This window comes from Nostocoides vanveenii (assembly GCF_039531165.1).
Classification (GTDB): Bacteria; Actinomycetota; Actinomycetes; order Actinomycetales; family Dermatophilaceae; genus Nostocoides_A; species Nostocoides_A vanveenii.
Window position 1 is genome coordinate 63,345 of sequence record NZ_BAAAPN010000051.1, and the last position, 14,914, is coordinate 78,258.

General features: G+C 71.3%; 15 protein-coding genes. 7 read left to right on the plus strand and 8 right to left on the minus strand.

All coding sequences use genetic code 11. From position 1 onward, the window contains the following. Window positions 1-30: 30 nt before the first annotated feature. The 7 genes from ABD209_RS11385 to ABD209_RS11415 form a co-directional block, all read right to left on the minus strand. A complete protein-coding gene (locus tag ABD209_RS11385; RefSeq protein WP_344066240.1) occupies window positions 31-1,428 on the minus strand; it encodes an NADH-quinone oxidoreductase subunit D in 1,398 nt (465 codons plus the stop codon). Further along, complete coding sequence (locus ABD209_RS11390) at window positions 1,428-2,156, minus strand: NADH-quinone oxidoreductase subunit C (RefSeq protein WP_344066243.1); 729 nt, start codon at window positions 2,154-2,156, stop codon at window positions 1,428-1,430. Before ABD209_RS11390 ends, ABD209_RS11385 begins: the two co-directional genes overlap by 1 nt. After that, a complete protein-coding gene (locus ABD209_RS11395) occupies window positions 2,153-2,740 on the minus strand; it encodes a NuoB/complex I 20 kDa subunit family protein (protein ID WP_344066246.1) in 588 nt (195 codons plus the stop codon). The genes ABD209_RS11390 and ABD209_RS11395 overlap by 4 nt, the downstream gene beginning before the upstream one ends. Window positions 2,741-2,750: 10 nt before the next feature. Then, a complete protein-coding gene (locus ABD209_RS11400; RefSeq protein WP_344066249.1) occupies window positions 2,751-3,116 on the minus strand; it encodes an NADH-quinone oxidoreductase subunit A in 366 nt (121 codons plus the stop codon). A 100-nt stretch (window positions 3,117-3,216) separates the two neighbouring features. Beyond that, the gene (locus ABD209_RS11405) at window positions 3,217-4,500 is read right to left on the minus strand and encodes an NAD(P)/FAD-dependent oxidoreductase (protein ID WP_344066252.1); all 1,284 of its coding nucleotides are present in this window, start codon (window positions 4,498-4,500) and stop codon (window positions 3,217-3,219) included. Between the two features lie 123 nt (window positions 4,501-4,623). Then, complete coding sequence (locus ABD209_RS11410; RefSeq protein WP_344066256.1) at window positions 4,624-5,628, minus strand: hypothetical protein; 1,005 nt, start codon at window positions 5,626-5,628, stop codon at window positions 4,624-4,626. Between the two features lie 267 nt (window positions 5,629-5,895). Continuing rightward, window positions 5,896-7,179 (minus strand): isochorismate synthase, encoded by a 1,284-nt coding sequence (locus tag ABD209_RS11415; RefSeq protein ID WP_344066258.1) that lies wholly within the window; start codon window positions 7,177-7,179, stop codon window positions 5,896-5,898. A gap of 39 nt (window positions 7,180-7,218) precedes the next feature. On the opposite strand from ABD209_RS11415, the gene ABD209_RS11420 reads away from it, so the two are divergent. Next, complete coding sequence (locus ABD209_RS11420; RefSeq protein ID WP_344066261.1) at window positions 7,219-7,923, plus strand: demethylmenaquinone methyltransferase; 705 nt, start codon at window positions 7,219-7,221, stop codon at window positions 7,921-7,923. Window positions 7,924-8,032: 109 nt separating this feature from the next. Continuing rightward, window positions 8,033-10,072 carry a 2-succinyl-5-enolpyruvyl-6-hydroxy-3-cyclohexene-1-carboxylate synthase gene (gene menD / locus ABD209_RS11425; RefSeq protein WP_344066264.1) on the plus strand — a complete coding sequence of 680 codons (2,040 nt, stop codon included), beginning with the start codon at window positions 8,033-8,035 and terminating at the stop codon, window positions 10,070-10,072. Here menD and ABD209_RS11430 read toward each other — a convergent pair. Continuing rightward, window positions 10,069-10,803, minus strand: coding sequence for a VOC family protein (locus ABD209_RS11430; RefSeq protein WP_344066267.1), 735 nt, complete (start codon window positions 10,801-10,803; stop codon window positions 10,069-10,071). The two genes, menD and ABD209_RS11430, sit on opposite strands and share 4 nt — an antisense overlap. Before the next feature lie 40 nt (window positions 10,804-10,843). Here ABD209_RS11430 and ABD209_RS11435 point away from each other — a divergent pair, with 40 nt between their 5' ends. The 5 genes from ABD209_RS11435 to ABD209_RS11455 all read left to right on the plus strand — a co-directional run bounded on the left by ABD209_RS11435 (window position 10,844) and on the right by ABD209_RS11455 (window position 14,825). Further along, the gene (locus ABD209_RS11435; RefSeq protein ID WP_344066270.1) at window positions 10,844-11,200 is read left to right on the plus strand and encodes an ArsC/Spx/MgsR family protein; all 357 of its coding nucleotides are present in this window, start codon (window positions 10,844-10,846) and stop codon (window positions 11,198-11,200) included. Window positions 11,201-11,220: 20 nt separating this feature from the next. Continuing rightward, complete coding sequence (gene menE / locus ABD209_RS11440; protein ID WP_344066272.1) at window positions 11,221-12,381, plus strand: o-succinylbenzoate--CoA ligase; 1,161 nt, start codon at window positions 11,221-11,223, stop codon at window positions 12,379-12,381. A 4-nt stretch (window positions 12,382-12,385) separates the two neighbouring features. Further along, a complete protein-coding gene (locus ABD209_RS11445) occupies window positions 12,386-12,658 on the plus strand; it encodes a PLD nuclease N-terminal domain-containing protein (protein WP_324388344.1) in 273 nt (90 codons plus the stop codon). 60 nt (window positions 12,659-12,718) lie between these two features. Continuing rightward, window positions 12,719-13,600, plus strand: a complete 882-nt coding sequence (locus ABD209_RS11450; RefSeq protein WP_344066275.1) for a 1,4-dihydroxy-2-naphthoate polyprenyltransferase — start codon at window positions 12,719-12,721, stop codon at window positions 13,598-13,600. Between the two features lie 220 nt (window positions 13,601-13,820). Next, window positions 13,821-14,825, plus strand: coding sequence for an MFS transporter (locus ABD209_RS11455; protein ID WP_344066278.1), 1,005 nt, complete (start codon window positions 13,821-13,823; stop codon window positions 14,823-14,825). Window positions 14,826-14,914: the final 89 nt, after the last annotated feature.

A 14,914-nucleotide genomic window follows, 5' to 3' on the forward strand; every position in this document is an offset into this window, starting at 1 on the left:
CTCCTAAAGCCCAACCGCGAGAAGTCCTTGTCATCGGTCCACGCCTCCCATAACTGGGTCGATCGAGGCCACCGCGACGATGACATCGGCGACCTGAGCGCCCTCACACATCGCCGACACGGCCTGCAGGTTGTTGAAGCTGGGCTCGCGGAAGTGCACCCGATAGGGGCGGGTGCCGCCATCGGAGACGGCGTGGCAGCCGAGCTCACCCTTGGCCGACTCGACCGCGGCATAGGCCTGGCCCGGGGGGACCCGGAAACCCTCGGTGACCAGTTTGAAGTGGTGGATCAGGGACTCCATCGAGGTGCCCATGATCTCCTTGATGTGCGCCAGGCTGTTACCCATGCCGTCGGGGCCGACGGCCAACTGGGCCGGCCAGGCGATCTTCTTGTCCTCGACCATCACCGGGCCGGGGTTGTTCTGCAACTCATCGCAGACCTGCTCCACGATCCGCAGCGACTGATACATCTCGTCGATGCGCACGCACAGGCGGTCGTAGGCGTCGGCGCCGTGGCGCACGGGAATGTCGAAGTCGTACTTCTCGTAGCCGCAGTAGGGCGCGGACTTGCGCAGGTCGTGCGGCAGGCCCGCGGAGCGGAGCATCGGCCCGGTGATGCCCAAAGCCATGCAGCCGGTCAGGTCGAGGGAACCGACGCCGACCATGCGGCCCTTGAGGATGGGGTTCTCGAGCATCAGCAACTCGAGCTCGTGGATGCCCTTGCGGACCTCGGGGATCAGGTCACGGATGGCCTGCAGCGCACCGGCCGGGAGGTCCTGGGCGACACCGCCGGGCCGGATGTAGGCGTGGTTCATCCGCAGACCGGAGATCATCTCGAAGACCGACAGGATGCGCTCGCGCTCGCGGAAGCCGATGGTCATGACCGTGGTCGCGCCCATCTCCATGCCGCCGGTGCCCATACAGACCAGGTGGCTGGTGATCCGGTTGAGTTCCATCATCAGCACGCGGATCGCGCTGGCCCGCTCGGGGATCTGGTCGGTGATGCCGAGCAGCTTCTCGACGGCCAGGCAGTAGGCGGTCTCGGTGTGCAGCGGCATGACGTAGTCCATGCGCGTGCAGAAAGTCACGCCCTGGGTCCAGGTGCGGAACTCCATGTTCTTCTCGATACCCGTGTGCAGGTAGCCGATGCCCGCGCGTGCCTCGGTGACGGTCTCGCCCTCGAGTTCGAGGATGAGGCGGAGCACGCCATGAGTGGACGGGTGCTGCGGACCCATGTTGACGACGATGCGTTCCTCGGGACGCGAGCCCACCTCGCCGACGATGTCTTCCCAGTCGCCGCCGACGGCGTTGAAGACCCGGCCGTCGGACTGGGCACCCGACGCCGCGTAAATATCGACATTCTCATCGAGATCGTCGATGCGGTGGACCTCATCCGGGTCGGCCGCGGTGAACACAGTGCTGTCGCTCATCAGTTGTAGGCCCTCCGCTGGTCGGGCGGCGGCACGGTCCCGCCCTTGTATTCCACTGGGATCCCGCCAAGCGGGTAGTCCTTGCGCTGGGGGTGCCCCGGCCAGTCGTCGGGCATGAGAACCCTTGTCAGGGCGGGATGGCCGTCGAAGATGATGCCGAACATGTCCCAGGTCTCGCGCTCATGCCAGTCCGCGGCGGGGTAGGTGGGCACGACGCTAGGAATGTGCGGGTCACTGTCGGGTGCGGTGACCTCCAGGCGCAGCCGACGACCACCATTGGTGATGGAGAGCAGGTGGTAGACGACGTGGAGTTCCTTGCCCGTCTCCGCGAGGTAGTGGACACCGGAGACCGACAGGCACATCTCGAAGCGCAGCGCGGGGTCGTCACGCAAGGCGCGGGCGACGGCCGGCAGGTGCTCGCGAGGCACGACGAGGGTCATCTCGCCGCGGTCGATGACGACACGCTCGATCATGCCGGGCTCGATGGCACCCTCGACCGCGTCGGCGAGGGCGTCGAAGTCGCCGCCATAGGGACGCACCGCGGCGCCCGGGAACAGGATGGGGGCGCGCAGGCCGCCATACCCGGTGGTGTCGCCGGTGTCGCGCGCTCCAAACATGCCGCGGCGCTCGCCGACCTCGACCGGCTCGGGCGTCGTGCCGGGCGCGGCCGGCAGGTTGTCCTGCGCGGCGGCGTGCGGGTCGACGGCGGGGGGCGTGGTTTCGGTCATGCCAGCAGGCTCCGTCCGGCGAGTTCACCGTGGTCGTGGGTCGGCGCCATCAGATGCGTCGGCGTGGCGCTCAGCGCGGCCGCCTCGGCGGCGCGGGCGGCGGCGACCTTGTTGACGCCGAGCTTGGAGTTCTGGATCTGGTTGTGCAGGGTCAAGATCGCGTTGAGCAGCATCTGCGGCCGCGGCGGGCACCCGGGCAGGTAGACGTCGACCGGGATGATGTGGTCGACGCCCTGGACGATCGCGTAGTTGTTGAACATCCCGCCCGAGCTGGCGCAGACACCCATCGAGATGACCCATTTGGGCTCGGGCATCTGGTCGTAGACCTGCCGGACGACGGGCGCCATCTTCTGGCTGACCCGCCCGGCGACGATCATCAGGTCGGCCTGGCGGGGGGTAGCCGAGAAGCGCTCCATGCCGAAGCGGGCGATGTCGTAGTCCGGAGTGCCGACCGCCATCATCTCGATCGCACAGCAGGCCAGGCCGAAGGTCGCCGGCCAGACCGAGCTCTTGCGCATATACCCGGCGACCTGCTCGACCGTCGTCAGCAGGAAACCCGCGGGGAGTTTCTCTTCGATTCCCATGGTTGTCCCGTCAGTCCCAGTCGAGGCCGCCGCGGCGCCACACATAGGCGTCGGCGATGAAGAAGGCGTTGAGGAGGAAAAGCACCATCGCCAACAGCGCGAACAGGCCGAGTTGGCCGAAGGCGACGGCGAACGGATAGAGGAAGAGCGCCTCGACGTCGAAGATGACGAAGAGCATGGCGATCAGGAAGTACTTGATCGGCACCCGGCCACCACCGCTGGCCTGCGGGCTCGGCTCGATGCCGCACTCATACGCATCGAGCTTGGCGCGGTTGTAGCGGCGCGGGCCGGTCAGCGGCGCGATCCCGACCGAGAAGACGGCGAAGCCACCACCGATGAGCAGGAAGAACAGCAGCGGCACATAGGGGTTGCTCATGACCGATCAACTCCCCTTTCGTTCGTTGTGGTGCACGTCACGACCGATTCCTCCGTCATCCTAGGGGGGCGGGCCGACAGCGCGGCGGACGACTCGACGTTCATGCGTCGGGAGCCAAACGCGACAGGGCATTGACGATCCGGTCGCTGGGACTGGAACCACCCTTGTCGGGCAGATTCGCCATCAATTTCAGGAGAAAACGCATCAGCGTGGTCCGCGGGAGACCGTATTTCGTGGCGAGCCGCATGACCTCGGGATTGCCGATGGCACGGGCGAACCAGCGGCCGAGGGTGAAGTAGCCGCCGAGTTCGTGCTTCATCACCCCCGGGTAGGCCGCGAGAACCCGCTCCCGGTCCGCGTCGCTGCCTCGAGCCAGGGCTTGAGCGATCAACTCCGAGCCCACCCGGGCGGCTTCGAGGGCGTAGTCGATGCCCTCGCCGTTGAAGGGGTTGACCATCCCCCCGGCGTCGCCGACGAGAAGGAGGCCATCGGCATACAGCGGGGTGCGGTTGAAGCCCATCGGCAGAGCAGCCCCGCGGATCGGGCCGGCCGCCTCGTCATGGGTCAGGTGCCAGTCGGCATCGATGTCCTCGACCCAACGCCGCATGACGTCCTTGTAATCGGTGTGACCGAAGGCGCTGGAGGTATCCAGGATGCCCAGCCCGACGTTGGTGCGGCCGTCCTCAAGCGGGAAGAGCCAGCCATAGCCGGGCATCAGCATGCGGGTGCCGTCGTCACGACGCGTCCACAACTCCAGGTGCGACTCGAGATAGTCGTCCTGCTTGGGGGTCTTGTAGTAGGCGCGGACCGCCACCCCCATGACGCGGTCCTCGCGCTTCTCGCGTCCGGCCGCGGTGGCCAGCCGGGAGGAGACGCCGTCGGAGGCGACGACGACGGGGGCGCGAACGGCATACGTCTCGCCCGTGGCGCGACCGCGCTCGTCGAGGCGCTTGGCGCTGACCCCGACAACCCGGCCGGTGCGCTCGTCACGCAGCGGGGCGGTGACGCTGGTGCGCTCGAGGAGGCGGGCGCCGCGGTGCTCGGCGTGGCGCGCGAGCGTCTCGTCGAGTTGGCCACGCGTGCGGACCATGCCGTAGTCGGGGAAGCTGCGGGTCGTGGGCCAGTCGAGGGTCAGCGTGTGGCCGCCGCCCTTGATCCGCAGGCCCTTGGTGCGCTGCCAGCCGGTGGTGTCGACGCCGAGGGAGATCAACTCCTTGACTGCGCGCGGGGTCAGGCCGTCGCCGCAGATCTTGTCGCGCGGGAACGCGGCCTTCTCCAAAAGCACCACGTCGAGTCCGTGTTGGGCGAGATAGGCCGCCGTAGCGCTGCCTCCCGGGCCTGCGCCGACGACGACCACATCGGCCTGATCACCAGGCTGCGTCATGGGGTTCCCTCGCCGAGCTTGTGAATGGTTTCACGAACTGCCCGAGTCTAGGCGAGGGCTCCCCCGACGGTGGAAGTAAGGCTTACCTAAGCGCCTCGGTCGTGTCTGCGGGGGGCCACCGGACTACCGGAGTGGGTCGACGACGACCGAGGCGTTGCTGCCCAGGAGGAGGGTCTTGCCGGTGCCGAGGTCATAGGCATACATCGCGCTCAGGGTCGGATCGGGGGAAGGGGTGCCCATGACATACACCTTGGAGCCGATCGCGGTCTGTACGTGGGCCATCCCCCAGGTCGCAAAGGAGGCCTTGATCGGGGTGTAGCTGCCGGGGCGCGGGGCGAAGCCGATGCCGTCGCCGGTGCCCTGCACCGCGTCACTCGCGACGATGCCTTTGCTCGGGCGCCACGCGCCGTCGAAGCCGAAGGGCGCGTTTGCCCGGGTGAGCGCGCTCGGCGCCCCGCCCGCCCACGCGAACCGGTAGACGTCCATACGCATGGCCGCGTCGTTCCAGCAGATCGCCGTCAGACGCGCGGCGTCCCAGTTGGGCAGCGGCGTGCACCGGCGACCGGTCACCGCGGGCAGGGTGCGGACCAGCGCGCCCGTGGCATTGGCCCTGACCCGGATTCGGCCGCCCCCCTCATCGGTCGCGAAGGTCAGGCCGTCGGGTGCCGGAAGGACGCTCGAGGCGCCAGGCACCGATAGCTCGAGCGCGCCGCTCACGCTGCGCCGCTCCGTGAAGGGAGCTTGCCCGTCGGGTCGCTGCCGGCCCAGCCAGATCGACGCTGCGGACGGCGCCGTGAAACGGGCCTGAATGATGTCCGTGTCGACGGTCGATGTCGTGAAGCTCGACCAGGCACCCTTGAGCGAGTCGTAGGTCGCAATGCGGGTGGACTCGTCATTGATCGGGGCCGTGAAGAGGAACCGGGTGCCGTTGCGGGAGACATCGGCTAGGTGCAGGTCGGAGTCCGGCGCCGCAGTGACGCGGGTGTTCACGCCGGTCGGGCTGACCAGCCAGAGGACAACGTTCTCGATGGTGGCGACATAGCCGGCCTTGGAGCCCGCAGCCGCCGTGGTCGCCGCGGGCGCGGCGGGAGCGAGATCAGCGGCTATGTCCGCCTGCGCTGCGGTCACGCCAGCGGCGATCCCGGCGTGACGGCGAGGGCAGCGGAGGACGCCATGACAGCACGAAAAGACTCGCGAGAGAACATTATTGACCCCTGCATGTCGCTGCGCCGGCCGCGTTGCCGGCGTCACCCCTATGACTACGCACCTCGGGGATCGGGTGGGTGCCACATCAGACTTCTTCTTGTCGACGGCGCCTTGCCGGCCGCTTCGCGCGGCGAGGATCTGTCAGCGCGTCATGCATGGACAGCGTTCGCCTCGGACGCCCGCCGAGCGTCAGCGATCGGTGAGAGCGTCCCTCATCGGGATGAACTTGGCGTCGGACTCGGCGACCTCGTCGGCGGGATCCGAGCCGGCGACGATGCCGCACCCGGCATACAGGGTGATCTGGCGCCCGTCGGCCGGGTCGAGTTCACCGCTGCGCAGGGCGATCCCCCACTCGCCATCGCCGGTGACATCCATCCAGCCCACCGGGCCGGCATACCGGCCGCGGTCCATGCCCTCGAGCTCGGCGATGACCCGATCTGCTGCCGCCGTCGGGGTTCCGCAGACGGCGGCCGAAGGGTGCAGGGACGCGGCGAGTTCCAGCGAGGTGGCGCCGTCGTCGACCGCCCCGGCGACATCGGTGGCGAGATGCATGACGTTGGGCAAATGCAGGACGAACGGCGACTCCGGCACGCTCATCGAGGAGCAGTGGCGACCGAGGGCGTCGGCGACCGAACGGACCGCGTACTCGTGCTCCTCCAGATCCTTCGAGGACCGGGCCAGCGAACCGGCGAGGGCGAGATCGTGGGCGTCGTCGCCGGTGCGCCGAATCGTCCCGGCCAAGACCCGCGATGTGGCCAGGCCGCGATCGAGGCGGACGAGCATCTCCGGCGTGGCCCCCACCATGCCAGCGACCGCGAATACCCACGTACTCTCGTAGCGCGCGGCCAGCCGGCGAAGCAGCCAGCGGGGATCGATGTCGCGCGCGGCGCGCGCGATGAGGCTGCGGGCGAGAACGACCTTGTCGACGGCGCCCCCGGCGATGCGGTCGAGGGCCTCTCCGACAGCCAACTCCCACTCGGCGGCGGTCCTGGCGCCGTCCGCGAAGGCGATTTCCCCGGGCGACGCCGGCTCGGGGGCCGGCTGCTGCAAGGTCCCGGGGGCGGGGAGGGTGCCTTGGGTGACGGTGGTCAACCAGGCAACGTCACCACGACGGCCGACGACGACCGCGGGCACGACGAGGGTGGATCGCGTCGGCGAGGCAGCGGCATACGCCATGGCGCCGAAGGCGATCGGACCGGTCCCGGGCAGGCGGACATCGTCACGCACCACCGCCCCAGCCGTCAGCGTCCGCCACCACGCGGTGGCGGCGGAGAAGCGATCGGTCCCGGTGGCGTCGAAGTCAGCTACCCGGCCCCAGCCCACGAGGCCTTCGCTGCGGCGCACCCACGAGCAAAGATCACGATGGTCCGCCGCCTGCGGTAGGAGGGCGAGCAGGTCGTCGGCGGTGGCCGGGGGAAGCGCGATAGTACGGGCCACGAGGCGGCCGGATTGCGAGGTGGGCATCGTGGTCATCGTCACGGAAGCCTACGACCCATGCGGCAGGATGAGCGCATGAGCCGCGCCACCTTGGAGAAGGATCCGAATCAGGTCGCGGCGATGTTCGACGACGTCGCCGCCAAGTACGACTTGACCAATGACGTGCTGTCGCTGGGGCAGGACCGCCGCTGGCGGCGGGCGGTCGTCGACGCGGTGTCGGCCCGGCCGGGCGAGACGGTGCTCGACATCGCCGCGGGGACCGGCACCAGCTCGGAGGCCTGGGCCGACGCGGGAGTGCACGTCGTGCCCGCCGACTTCTCGCTCGGGATGCTGCGGGTGGGGCGGGCCCGGCGGCCCGACATGGGGTTCACCGCGGCCGATGCGATGCGCCTGCCTTTCGCGGACGGCACCTTCGATGCGGTGACGATGTCCTTCGGGCTGCGCAATGTGGCGGACGCGTCGGCGGCCCTGCGGGAGTTTGCGCGGGTGACTAAGCCGGGTGGGCGGTTCGTGTTGTGCGAGTTCTCCGCGCCGACGAATCCCGGCTTCCGGCGGATCTACACCGAATATCTGATGCGGTCGCTGCCGGCCGTGGCTCGTCGAGTGAGCTCGAACCCGGACTCGTATGTCTATCTGGCCGAGTCGATCCGGGCCTGGCCCGCACAGCGGGAAATGGCCCAGGTGATCGCCGACGCGGGCTGGTCGCAGGTGCGCTGGCGCAATCTGTCGGGCGGCATCGTGGCCCTGCACCACGGGGTGCGCGGGACTGCTGCGCCGTAGGCGACGACGCGCGCCGAACGTCGGTGCCGCTGCGGGAGCGCAGCGTGCGGGCGGCATACGGTCCGGGGGCGAGGCGGAGGGGTCGCCGGCCGCTGGCATGATCGTCCCCGTGTCCGCGCTCGACCTCACCCGTGCCGCGATCGACTCGGCCGTGGCAGCCGGCGTGCGCGAGGTGGTTCTGTGTCCCGGATCGCGCTCCGCGCCCTTGGCGTATGCCGTGTTGGCCGCCGAGCACGCGGGTCACCTCCGCCTTCACGTTCGGGTCGACGAGCGGTCTGCGGGCTTCCTCGCCCTCGGCCTGGCCAAGGTCTCGCGGGCGCCGGCGCTCGTCATCACCACATCCGGGACCGCGGTGGCGAACCTGCACCCCGCGGTGCTGGAGGCGCACCACGGCTCGGTGCCGCTGATCGTGCTCTCGGCCGACCGACCGGCCCAGTTGCGTGGATCGGGGGCGAATCAGACCACCATTCAGCCCGGGATCTTCCCCGGTGCGGTGCGGTGGGAGGCCGACCTCGCCGCCGACGCGGACCCGCGCGACGTGGGGGCAGCCGTTGCGGCGGCCGTCGAGGCAGCAATGGGTGCCCCCGCGAGTTCCGCGCCGGACGGCCGGCAGCCGGGGCCGGTGCACGTCAACCTCTGCTTGGGCGAGCCCCTGGTCCCGGCCACCTGGCCGCTGACGGACAACTCGCCACTCGATGGCCCGGACGTGTTCTCTCGACGCGCGCAGGTCGACGCCGCTGACGCGGAGGTCCACGCCGCTAGCGCAGAGGTCCGCAGGGGTGCGGAGTTTCGCGACGCTAGTGCAGAGGTCCGCTGGAGTGGGGAGTTTCGCGACGACACGGTCCGCACTCTGCTGGTCATCGGTGACCTGATCGATCCGGCGACCCGGCCCGAGGTGGTGCGCTGGGCGACCGCGCGCGGGCTGCCGATCGTCGCCGAGCCTTTCGGCCGTCACGCGGGAACTGGCGCCACGCTGCCCGGCGCGCCCGACCCGCGGCCGGGCGACGGACCTCCGGATCCCGTCCTCGGCGGCGACGCAGGCCACGGGCGGGGGGCAGACGACAACGGCCTCACGACCCCGGCCGCCCTCCCCCACGGGCCGCTGCTGCTCACCGACCCCCAGTGGCTCGATGCCCACGCCCCCGACCGCGTGCTGGTCGCCGGCCGAGTCACCCTCTCGCGGCCGGTCATGTCCCTGCTGCGCCGGCCGGGGCTGCGCGTGGACGCGCTCACCGACACCCCGGTCGCGCCCGATCCCGCCGGGGTTGTCGGCGCGAGCTATCCGCTTGCCGCGGTCCTCGCGGGCGGCGGCCCAGTCCCTGAGAGGGGCTCGACCCCCGCAACATCCCGGTCCAATGAGCTCGCAGACCCAGCAGCGACGCGCGCGCCCGCGAAGCGGGCGGATCTCGCGACACGCGTGCCCGCAGGGCCCGCGACGCCCAGCGTGGACGACCGACGCACGTGGGCGGCCGGCTGGCGGGCCGCGGGCGACCGGCTCGCGGCCGCTATCGCCGCGGAACCCCCGGCGTGGCCCACCGGCCTCGCTGTCGCCCGGACCCTCGTGGGTGCCCTGGCCGGCCAACAGGTCCCGTCCCAGCCGTCCCCGACCCACCTCTTCGTCGGCCCCTCCAACCCAGTGCGCGACCTCGATCTCGGCGTCGGGGCCTTCCCGCCCCACCTGACCGTGGTCGCCAACCGCGGCCTCGCGGGGATCGACGGCTGCGTCTCAACGGCGGTGGGGATGGCGCTGACGGTGGGATCGGCATACGCGCTGGTGGGGGATCTGACCTTCCTCCACGACACGAACGCCCTGCTCATCGGCCCGGGCGAACCCCGACCTAATCTGACGATCGTCGTCGTCAACGATGCGGGTGGGGGGATCTTCCGCCTACTCGAGCCGGGCACTGACGCCCTGGCCGAACCCTTCGGACGCCTCTTCGGCACACCAACCGGCACCGACTTCGCGGCCCTGTGCCGCGCCCACGGCGTGCCGTATGCCCGCGTCGACACCCCCGCGGAACTTGCCCGGCTCGTGGCCGCGCCTCCCGACGGACTGCGCGTGATCGAGGTGCCGATCGACCCGCTGAGCCACCGGTCCGCCCACGCTGGGCTGCGCACGCTGGCCACGAGGCACGCCCCTGGGCCTTAGGCCGGCAGCACGCCTGTCGACGGTGCCCGGTCGGTGAGGCAATAGCACTGCCCGGCCGGGTCGGCGAGCACCGTCCAGCGCCCGCCCTCCGCGACGACCGTCGCCCCAAGTTCCGTATGCCGCGCCAGCGTCGCCGCTCGGTCAGCGCAGGCAAGGTCCAGGTGGCCGGTCACCGTCCCGTCGCCCACGTCGAGACGCTGGAGCATCAGCCGGACCGGAAGCTGCGCCGGACGCGGAAGCACGGTGAACTCAGGCAGCGACCCGACGGCCGGCGCGACCCCGAGCAGGCGCGACCAGAACGCGACCTCGCCGTCATACGACCCGGGAGGCACATCGAGAGTCACCTGATCCACCAGATCCGGCTCCCCCGCGCGGATCTGGCCCGCGTCGCCGTGCCAGGTGGTCAGGCAGAAGATGAAGCCGCCGGGCGAGCGCATGACGACGACCGGGCCCTGGAGATAGCGATGCACCACCTCCGCCCCGAGCGTGGCCGCGAACTCCGCGGCGCCCGCGACGTCGTCGACATCGAGGTCGAGATGGAGGCCACCGCCGCTGCGCACCTGCTGCAGCTTGAGCCAGGCAGCGCCGCCCTTGGGCAGGAGCGTGGCGAACTGGTCGCGATCTCCTCGCGTTGGCGAGAATCGCGACCGGGACACCGCCCGCCAAAACTCCCACTGCTCCTGAGCCGGCTCGAGGGCGTCCAGGAAGATCCACAGCCACCGCACGGTCATGGGGCCGACTGTGTCATACGGCCTCCCTTATGGTGGCCGGGTGAGCACGACGACGATCCTGCACAACCCCAACTGCACGACCTCACGGTCGGCACTCGAGACGGCCGAGGATCTCGGCGCCGACGTCGAGATTCGCCGCTACCTGAAGGACCCGCTCACCGAGGCCGAATTGCGCGACCTGATCGCCATCCTCGAGGACCCGGTCGAGGATCTGGTTCGCCGTGACCCGCTGTTCGTCCAACTCGGCCTGGACCACGACGATGTCGCGGACGCGGAGGCGGTGATCGCGACGTTGCTGCGCGAGCCGCGGCTGCTCCAACGCCCCGTCCTGATCCGCGACGGCCGCGCGATCATCGGCCGCCCGAAGGATCGCGTGCGGCCCTTCCTCGCCGGCTGAGTCCGGCCCCACACACCCGGATGCTCACGCCGCTCACCCCGGTCGACGCGGCCGACCCGCTCGCTCTGCTCCCCCACCTGGCGGCCGCCCTCGATGGCGGTTCCCCGCTCCTGCCGTATGCCGGTGCCCCACCCGCCCTGCCTGCCTCGCGTCCCGAGTCCCTGCCCGCGGACCTGGCCCTCGTCGTCGCCACCTCCGGCTCGACGGGCCCGCCGAAGCACGCGCTGCTCACCGCCGCCGCCCTGCGCGCGAGCGCGTCCGCAACGCAGTCCGTCCTTGGCGGCCCCGGGCAGTGGCTGTTGGCCGTCCCGGCCCATCACATCGCCGGGCTCCAGGTGCTTGTCCGCTCCCTGCTGGCCGGCACCACGCCGGTCGTGCTCGAGCGTGCCGCCGGCTTCCGGCCGTCGAGGTTCGCCGCGGCCACCGCGCGACTGGAGCACGACCAGGCCTACGTCTCGCTGGTCCCGACCCAGGTCGGCCGGCTGCTCGACGAGCCGTCCGGAACCGCCGCCCTGCGCCGCTACGCCGCTGTCCTCGTCGGGGGCGCTGCGCTGCCGCAAGGGCTGCGCGCCCGCGCCGATGCGGCCGGCGTCCGGCTGGTCGCGACCTATGGGATGACCGAAACCGCCGGCGGCTGCGTCTACGACGGCGCACCCCTACCGGGGACGACGATCGAGCTCGATCACGACGGCCGGATAGGCCTCGGCGGCCCGACGCTGGCCGCCGGCTATCTCGACGACCCGCAGGCCACGGCCGCCGCCTTTTCCCGCCCGGGCGAGCGCGGCGCGCAGTTCCGGACCGGCGACCTCGGGATCTTCGGCGCGGACGGTCGCCTGCAGGTGCTCGGCCGCCGCGACGATGTCATCAACTCCGGCGGTGAGAAGGTCAACCCGCGGCTGGTCGAGGATGCCGCGCTGGCGGCCTGCCCGGAGTTCGCCCAGGTCGTCGTCGTCGGACTGCCCGACCCGGAGTGGGGCGAGGTGGTCGCCTTGACCGCGGTGCCGGCCGGGGACGTGACCCTCACCCTCGCCGAGGTGCGCGAGCGGCTGCGGGGGGTGGTGCCGGCATACGGCCTACCGCGCCGCCTGGCGTCCGTGGGCGCAATTCCGGAGCGGGGACCGGGCAAGCCGGACCGGCGCGCGGTGGCGGGCGCATTCCGTCGCGACGAGGTGGGACAATAGGGCCATGTTGCGCCTCCTTCCCGGGCTGCTCGCCCTGGTCCTGGCGGTCTACACGCTCGTCGACTGCGTGCAGACCCCGGATGAGCGCGTGCGCGGGCTGCCGAAGGTGGTCTGGGTTTTCGTCATCCTGCTCTTCCCGTATGCCGGGCCGGCGGGCTGGTGGTTCGCCGGGCGCCCGAAGGCGTATGCCCTACCAGGCCGCCCGCTGCCGGGACCGCAGGACCGGCGAGCCCCCAGGGGGCCGGACGACGACCCCGACTTCCTGCGCAACCTCTGATCCCTTGCTTCGCCGGCGTCTCGCCGGGGACTCCCGCTGTCACGAATCGAGCCGCTCTAGATGGCCACGCCCGCCGAATGGGTTGCCGGTGCCCGGCCCCGCACCCTCCCCGCCGCCGTCGCGCCCGTCGCCGTCGGCACCGGCGCCGCTGCGGCGATCGACCGCGCCGACCTCGGTCTGGGCCTGCTCGCCCTGCTGGTCGCTCTGCTGCTGCAAGTTGGGGTCAACTACGCCAACGACTACTCCGACGGGGTCCGCGGCACCGACCAGGTGCGCGTCGGTCCGGTGCGGTTGGTCGGCCAGGGCCTGGCCGTGCCCGCGTATGTGAAGCAGGCGGCGTTCGCCTGCTTCGGGCTGGCCGCGGTCGCCGGGCTCGCCCTGAGTGCACTCTCCGGGGTGTGGTGGCTGATCGTCGTGGGCGCCGTGTCGATCCTGGCGGCGTGGCGCTACACCGGGGGCGATCGGCCCTACGGCTATCGCGGACTGGGTGAGGTCTATGTCTTCGTCTTCTTCGGGTTGGTCGCGACCCTGGGGACGCTCTATACGCAGGCCCACCGAGTGACCGGCGCCGGAGTGCTCGGCGCGGTCGCGGCGGGCGCGATTGCCAGCGCGATCCTCGTCGCGAACAACCTGCGCGACATCCCGACCGACACTCTGCACGGCAAACGCACCCTCGCCGTCCGGCTCGGTGACGCGCGGACGCGAAGCCTGTATGCCGCCCTGCTCGCCCTCGCCCTGGTCTGTGGGGTGGTCGCGGCCCTGGTCGCTCGGGCGCCCTGGGCCCTGGCCGGCCCGGTCCTGTCGCTGCCGCTGACGATCCGGCAGATTCGGCTCGCGCACTCCGGCGCCACCGGGCGCGCGTTGATCCCGCTGCTGGCCCGGACCGGCGTGCTGCAGTTGCTCTTCGCCCTCCCGCTGGCCATCGGCCTGGCCCTGGCCTGACGCCGAGCCGTCGCGCGTCGGCCCTTGCCGAGCGCGCGTCGCCCGTCGCTAGCCCGCCTCCCGCCGCCCGCTCGCGCCCCGGAACCCGCCAGCCCGCCCCCACCCCTCGCGCCCCGCCCTCGCGCGGACGCCCCGCGCCCCGAGGATGGGGGCCGGCGCGCGGAATGGTCCGGCCGTGGCCGGTCGGAACGCGATTGCTCGCGGCTTAGGCTTCCGGTCCGTGAGTCCACCCGCGCCGGCACGCCCCACCTCGGCGCGGCCGTCCCCCTGGCGGCTGGCCTGGGGCCTGGGCGTCGTCAGCCTCTCGGCGGACATGGTCTACGAGGGCGCTCGCTCCGTCTACGGCCCCGCGCTGGCCGCGCTTGGTGCACGTGCTGCGGTTGTGGGCCTGGTCACCGGGGCGGGTGAAGCGGCCGCGCTCGTCCTGCGCCTGGCCTTCGGCCCGCTCGCCGACCGGACGGCGCGCTACTGGCAGCTGACGATCGCCGGCTATGCCCTGACCTGCATGGCCGTACCCCTGCTGGCCGTCGCGCCGAGACTTGGCGCCGCCGGCCTCGCGGCGGCCATCGTGCTCATCCTGCTCGAACGCACCGGCAAGGCCATCCGCAGCCCGGCGAAATCCGCCCTCCTCGCCGACGCCGCCGGGAGCCTCGCTCGCGACCGCGGGTTCGGGGTGCACAAGGCGCTGGATCAGACAGGCGCCTTCGCCGGGCCCTTGCTGGTCGCCGCCGTCATCGCCGGTGCCGGGACGTTGTGGCCGGGTTTCGCCGTGCTCGCCGTGCCCGGTGCCCTCGCCCTGATCCTGCTGGCCTACCTGCGCCGCGCGGCGCCCGACCTCGGCGCACCGGCCCGACCCGCAATCACCCCGGCGACCGCGGCGGCACCCGGCTCATCGACCACGCCGGCTCTCCCTCCCGCAGCAGCAGCCACCCCCTCGGACCCACCACCGCGGCCCGGCCGCGGGTGGATCGCGGCTGCCACCGGCGTCGGCCTGCCGCGCGCCTTCTTCACGTATGCCGTGGCCACCAGCTTGACCACGGGCGGCCTGGTCACCTTCGGGGTGCTCGGCTATCACCTGACCGCTCGGCACGTGATCGCCACCTCGGCCCTCCCGATCGCGTATGCCGGCGCGATGGCCATCGAGGCGCTCGCCGCGCTCGCGGTGAGCGCGGCCTACGACCGGCACGGGGCGCGTGTCCTCCTGCTTGTCCCGTTACCTTCGTGATGGGTCCTCGACCTGAGGATCTCGGTCGCTGAGTCCGGCATGACTTACTGCCCCTGTCGTCGATGATCCGGGGGGTGTTGTCACCGGGC